This is a genomic window from Vibrio sp. 1180_3, assembly GCF_029478545.1.
In the GTDB taxonomy this organism is placed as follows: domain Bacteria; phylum Pseudomonadota; class Gammaproteobacteria; order Enterobacterales; family Vibrionaceae; genus Vibrio; species Vibrio aestuarianus.
On record NZ_SJFM01000066.1, the window covers coordinates 1 to 5,875 of the forward strand.

Below are 5,875 nucleotides of genomic sequence, written 5' to 3' on the forward strand. Positions count from 1 at the left end.
ACACCACCGTACACTTTTGCAAGTGTAGTACAGATAGCAGCAGTTAGAGTTGTTTTACCGTGGTCAACGTGGCCGATAGTACCAACGTTTACGTGCGGTTTCGTACGTTCAAATTTTGCTTTAGACATGAGTTGTCCCTCTAGGTACGGATTTAGGTGGCTTTGATGACCACGCAACCAAAATTATTGGTAAGAAGTATATATCAAAAGGAAATTATTGCTTAGAGAGCTGGTGCTGATACCCAGATTTGAACTGGGGACCTCACCCTTACCAAGGGTGCGCTCTACCGACTGAGCTATATCAGCACTCAAAATGGTTGGAGCGGGCAGCGGGAATCGAACCCGCATCATCAGCTTGGAAGGCTGAGGTAATAGCCATTATACGATGCCCGCACACGTAACTCTGAGAGCTATTTCCTTAAGAATATGGTGGAGGGGGACGGATTCGAACCATCGAAGGCAGTGCCGGCAGATTTACAGTCTGCTCCCTTTGGCCACTCGGGAACCCCTCCAAATTTTTCGCCACTCCTCCTCAAATAAGGAAGAATGGTGCCGACTACCGGAATCGAACTGGTGACCTACTGATTACAAGTCAGTTGCTCTACCTACTGAGCTAAGTCGGCATAAGTGGGGCGCATTCTATTGAATGATGTTCTAGCTTGCAAGACCAAATTTAAAAAAAAATCTATTTTTCTGTAATTTTCGCTTATTCGTTGCTTTTTCGGACTAATTGCGTTTTCTAGCTCAATTCTCTCACTTTAGAAGTTTGCATTCTTTTCACCTTGAGGTATGTTTCATCCTCTTAATTTCTCTCTTATTTTCATTGCCGAGTATTTTATGGGTCCTTACATCTCTTTTGATCGCCATCAATGGGCGGAGTTACGCAACTCTGTACCGATGACTTTATCTGAAGCCGATCTAAAGGAACTGCAAGGGATTAATGAAAATCTGACGATGAAAGAAACCGAAGAAATCTACCTACCTTTGGCTCGTTTACTCAATCTATATGTCGTAGCAAGACAGAGCCGAAACACGGTTCTTCACCAGTTTATTGGTAACACGGACATTGCTCCACCATTTGTGATTGGTATTGCTGGCAGTGTTGCTGTAGGAAAAAGTACGACTGCTCGCCTATTAAAAGCTCTACTTTCACGATGGGAAAACCACCCTAAAGTAGAATTAATCACCACCGACGGCTTTTTATTTCCTAATCAAGTATTGAATGAAAAAGGAATAATGCAGCGAAAGGGCTTCCCTGAATCCTATGATATGAAACGCCTTGTGCAGTTTGTTTCGGATGTTAAAGCAGGAAAGCGCCATGTTTCAGCACCAGTCTACTCACATCTTACTTATGACATTACAAGTGAAGAAAAAGTAGTAGATAGGCCTGACATTCTGATCATTGAAGGCTTGAATGTCCTTCAGAGTGGTATGGATTATCCCCATGACCCTCATCGCGTGTTTATTTCAGATTTCTTAGACTTTTCTCTTTATGTTGATGCTGATAGCGAACAGATTGAAAAGTGGTACGTGGAACGATTTATGAAATTTCGTCATGGTGCGTTCAAAAAATCTGGTTCTTACTTCAGTCACTATACAAAACTATCAGAGCAAGAAGCGCGGGAAAAAGCACAAAGTATCTGGCATTCCATCAATGGTAAAAACCTGCAAAGCAATATTCTACCGACAAAAGAACGTGCCCAGCTTATTTTACGCAAAGGGGTAAATCATACCGTTGAAGAGATATTGTTGCGAAAGTAATGGATTTACAGATACATCTATTCAGCCTTACGTAATGAGATCTCACCACCAATATAGCTTTGTAAGCCGTTTTCAGTTTGAAGTAAAACTGCACCGTGCTCACTAATTCCATGCACTGTTCCATAGATTTCTCGCGGACCGATGATCAACTTAACTTTACGACCGATGAAGTTATCAAGACGATTCCAGCGCGGCACAAAATCTTTCATACCGTTCATTTCATAATCACGTAGAGCGTGGTCCAGAGATTGAATAAACGCAATTGTGAGCTGATTCCGATCAATATTGGCACGATCGGTGACTTGTGACAGGCTAGCCCAAGGTTGATCAATTGATGATTCATTTTCCGGCATAAAAATGTTCATCCCCATGCCAATAACTAAATGCGCTGCTGCTCCAGCCTGACCTGTCAATTCAACCAAAATTCCAGCAAGCTTTCTATCTTGAAAATAGAGATCATTTGGCCATTTCAGCTTAACTCCGTCAAACCCTAGGCGTTCTAAAGCCTCAACAATGGCAACCCCAACCACCAAACTAAGTCCCATGGCTGCAGCCATTCCAGCCTCTAATCTCCAATACATTGAAATATAAAGATTACTACCAAAAGGAGAGATCCATTGGCGACCACGACGGCCACGACCATTAGCTTGATACTCGGCTAAGCACACGCTCCCCGATGGCAAACTATCAATTTTTTCGAGTAAGTACTGGTTAGTCGAATCAATGATAGGAAGGAGTTTTACAGGGTTATCGACCGCTTCTTGAATGACGTCTTCGTTAAGTAAGCTCAGAGGTTGAGCAAGTTGATACCCCTTCCCCTGTACACGAAAAACATCAATACCCCATTCTTGAATGCCCTGCATGTGCTTGCTAATAGCAGCACGAGAGATGCCAAGTTCAGCCCCTAAAGACTCTCCTGAGCAGAAATCACCCTTGGCTAAATGTTTTAACAAAGATAATTTAACGCTATGATCTTTCAATCTTGCTTCCCCATAATTTGCTGTAGCGTTGTTTCTTTCTTATTGTCTAAAAATCGGACTTCATGCTCTAAATAGATAGAATATTTACTGTAAACCGTCTTACAAATTTTCGAAGCAAGTTGAATAACATCTTCCGCGGTTGCATCACCACTGTTGACAATAACAAGAGCTTGTTTTGGATGCACTTGAGCCCCTCCAACACGAATACCTTTTAGCCCACACTGATCAATCAACCAACCCGCAGCAATTTTTCTACCGCCATTAACCGGGTAAGAAACTATATCAGGATAACGCTGTAATAATACTTCCCATAGACTTAGACTAATAACAGGATTCTTAAAAAAGCTGCCTGCATTACCAAGTATTCTGGGATCAGGTAATTTAGCTTGGCGCGTTGCACATATACACTGATATATATCCAACAATGTGCAAGATTCGGCATTAAGATCCTGTAACGGTCCATAATTCAGAGTGGGTTGCCAATTTTTCTGAAGTATTAATCCAATCGCAACCACAATAGCTTTGCCATATAGCTGATGTTTAAAAATAGAGTCTCGATAACCAAACAAGCACTCTTGGGCTGTCAGACGTTTAACGGTAAATGACTCTAAACATAGATAATCAACGTAATGACAAACATCTTGGAACTCTACACCATAAGCTCCGATATTTTGGATCGGGGCAGAGCCCGCGCAACCGGGTATCAAGGCTAAATTTTCAAGACCTGCGATATTTTGTTTCACCGTCCACTCAACAAGTGAAGGCCAATCTTCCCCACCAGAGATATGTAAATAGTGATAATTTTCATCCTGTGTATGCTGCAACCCTTTAATTTGGTTGCTTAATACCACACCTTGAAACTCACTAGTGAATAGTACATTACTTCCCTTACCGAGTATAAGTTTGGGTAAATTGTGCCATTGCGGGCTCTGATAAACTTCAATCAAATCTTGTACTGATTCAATTTCAACTAGGAAGTGGCATGACTGCTCAATAGCAAAAGTATGGTGGTCTTTGAGATTAGCGTTGGGATGTAATTGCATGGCATTCTATGAATAAATTAAACTCGCTTCATTCTACAACAGATAGTTATATGAAGCAGAAAGAAATGACTGAACTACACTTTGAAGTCCTTCCCCCAATCAAACTCCCCTTGATCAAGCGGATCTATAAAGATCACTATCCTTCAGCAAAAGCAAAGAAAGATGAGCTGTGTATTGTGGGGACTATCAACGGCGCGATATGCACTGTGGTTAGATTTAGAAGCATTGAACAATATCGATTATTAACTGGCATGCTTGTTGTTCCAGTGCATAGAGGGCAAGGAGTTGGCTCACAGTTGCTCGGCTATTGTGAATCTCACATTCTGACCTCACAAGACTATTGTTTTGCCTATAGCCATCTAGAAAGTTTTTATTGTGCACACGGTTTTAGGACTTTAGCGCCAAATGAAATACCACAAAGCCTCATGCAGCTTCTAGAGCGCTATTTACGTAGTGGCAAAGATCTCATTCCTATGCGATACATGGGAAAAGCTAGTGAGAATAATCAGCTTCTCTAGCAATTCATCACTCTAATTTGATACTATCTAGAGTTCGCAATTTTGCAAATAAGTAAGGTATATCATCCAATATGATTGCTCATAGAAATCCATTCGAACACCTGCCAACTATTGCACAATCGCCAGATCAATTTGAGGTTTTATTTTCCGCCAAAGAATTTAAGAATCACTTGATTGAGTCGATCCGTCAGGCAAGTAAGCGGATTTATCTTGTGGCTCTTTATTTAGAAGATGACGAAGCAGGCAGAGAAGTTTTCAACGAACTTTATCAAGCCAAGCAAAGAAACCCAGGCTTAGACATTGTAATTTGCGTTGATTGGCACAGAGCTCAGCGTGGCCTCATTGGCGCTGATGCATCTGAAGGGAATGCTTCAATGTACAAAGAGTTGGCCCAAAAGCATGAGCATGCAATCCCAGTTTACGGCATCCCCGTCAGAGGTAGAGAGGTTTTTGGTGTTTTACACCTCAAAGGTTTCATCATTGACGATCAAGTAATTTACAGTGGTGCTAGTCTCAATAACGTTTATCTGCATCAGCAAGAGCGCTATCGATTCGACCGTTACCATACTATCGATAATGAAACACTGGCAGACTCCATGGTGAAATTCATTCACCAAACAATGATCAGCCATCCAGCTGTCAATGACTTAGCCTGTACATCAAAACCAAAAACAAAAGATATTAAAGCCGACATCCGTCAATTTCGCGCAACTTTGGCTTTAGCAAACTATGAATTTGAAACACAAACGATAAGCGCAGAGCAAGTTGCTTTAACGCCATTGGTTGGCATTGGCAAACGTAGAAATAAGCTCAATCACCATATTAATCAATTGATAGCTCAAGCCAAAGATGAAGTTTTTATCTGTACTCCATATTTTAATTTCCCCAAAAGTGTTGCTAAGGAAGTCAAAAGAGCATTAAAAAGAGGAGTAAAAGTTCATATCGTGGTCGGTGATAAAACAGCCAACGACTTCTATATCTCTCCTGAGCAAGATTTTAAAACTATTGGTGGATTGCCTTATTTATACGAAATAAATCTGCGTCGTTTTGCCAAAGCCAATGAAGCCAATATCGCTAGCCGAAACCTTTCTATTCATCTTTGGAAGCATGATGAAAATAGCTTTCACCTGAAAGGGATATGGGTAGATAAACGCTATATGCTAATTACAGGCAATAACTTAAATCCAAGGGCTTGGAAGTTAGATCTAGAAAATGCGATTCTTATCCAAGATCACTACCATCATCTTACTGAAAAATTTGATCGTGAAATCGAAAATATCCTTAAGCACACTCAATTAGTCTGTACTTACAAGCAATTAGAAAAAATTGAGGATTACCCTAATTCGGTGCAAAAACTATTACGAAAAGTCACCAGAGTTAAAGCAGATAAAGTACTTAAGCAAATTCTATAATACCCAACTCTCGATAGCAAAAGCCGATCACATTATGTATCGGCTTTTTCATACTCATTTTTTAGTGCTGTGCACTTCTGTCGCTGTAGCAATAAAGAGAAGAGAGGCTAGTAGGAAAAGAGGTAACGAGTATAGCTTAATGCCCTAAACGCAAAAAACCCC

General features: G+C 40.9%; 6 protein-coding genes and 4 tRNA genes. 3 read left to right on the plus strand and 7 right to left on the minus strand.

Annotation, left to right across the window (positions count from 1 at the left end; all coding sequences use genetic code 11):
• The 5 genes from EYW48_RS20150 to EYW48_RS20170 all read right to left on the minus strand — a co-directional run.
• A partial coding sequence (locus EYW48_RS20150; RefSeq protein ID WP_238336750.1) for a GTP-binding protein occupies positions 1 to 128 on the minus strand: 128 nt, incomplete at its 3' end.
• Positions 129 to 229: 101 nt separating this feature from the next.
• Positions 230 to 305 (minus strand) — tRNA-Thr (locus EYW48_RS20155).
• Positions 306 to 317: 12 nt separating this feature from the next.
• A tRNA-Gly gene (locus EYW48_RS20160) sits at positions 318 to 392 on the minus strand.
• 34 nt (positions 393 to 426) lie between these two features.
• Positions 427 to 511 (minus strand) — tRNA-Tyr (locus EYW48_RS20165).
• A gap of 35 nt (positions 512 to 546) precedes the next feature.
• Positions 547 to 622: transfer RNA gene (locus EYW48_RS20170), tRNA-Thr, on the minus strand.
• Positions 623 to 836: 214 nt separating this feature from the next.
• On the opposite strand from EYW48_RS20170, the gene coaA reads away from it, so the two are divergent.
• Positions 837 to 1,760: a type I pantothenate kinase gene (coaA, locus tag EYW48_RS20175; RefSeq protein WP_053309849.1), complete on the plus strand. Its 924-nt coding sequence runs from the start codon at positions 837 to 839 to the stop codon at positions 1,758 to 1,760.
• A gap of 17 nt (positions 1,761 to 1,777) precedes the next feature.
• Here the strand turns inward: coaA and birA are convergent, their stop codons facing one another.
• Together birA and murB are read right to left on the minus strand one after the other, a co-directional pair.
• Positions 1,778 to 2,740: a bifunctional biotin--[acetyl-CoA-carboxylase] ligase/biotin operon repressor BirA gene (birA, locus tag EYW48_RS20180; protein WP_171980931.1), complete on the minus strand. Its 963-nt coding sequence runs from the start codon at positions 2,738 to 2,740 to the stop codon at positions 1,778 to 1,780.
• Positions 2,737 to 3,783, minus strand: a complete 1,047-nt coding sequence (gene murB / locus EYW48_RS20185) for a UDP-N-acetylmuramate dehydrogenase (RefSeq protein WP_171980932.1) — start codon at positions 3,781 to 3,783, stop codon at positions 2,737 to 2,739. Before murB ends, birA begins: the two co-directional genes overlap by 4 nt.
• Positions 3,784 to 3,848: 65 nt before the next feature.
• Here murB and EYW48_RS20190 point away from each other — a divergent pair, with 65 nt between their 5' ends.
• Complete coding sequence (locus tag EYW48_RS20190) at positions 3,849 to 4,301, plus strand: GNAT family N-acetyltransferase (RefSeq protein WP_053309850.1); 453 nt, start codon at positions 3,849 to 3,851, stop codon at positions 4,299 to 4,301.
• A gap of 71 nt (positions 4,302 to 4,372) precedes the next feature.
• Entirely contained in the window at positions 4,373 to 5,713 is a 1,341-nt protein-coding gene (pssA, locus tag EYW48_RS20195) for a CDP-diacylglycerol--serine O-phosphatidyltransferase (RefSeq protein WP_171980933.1), read from the plus strand.
• Positions 5,714 to 5,875 lie beyond the last annotated feature (162 nt).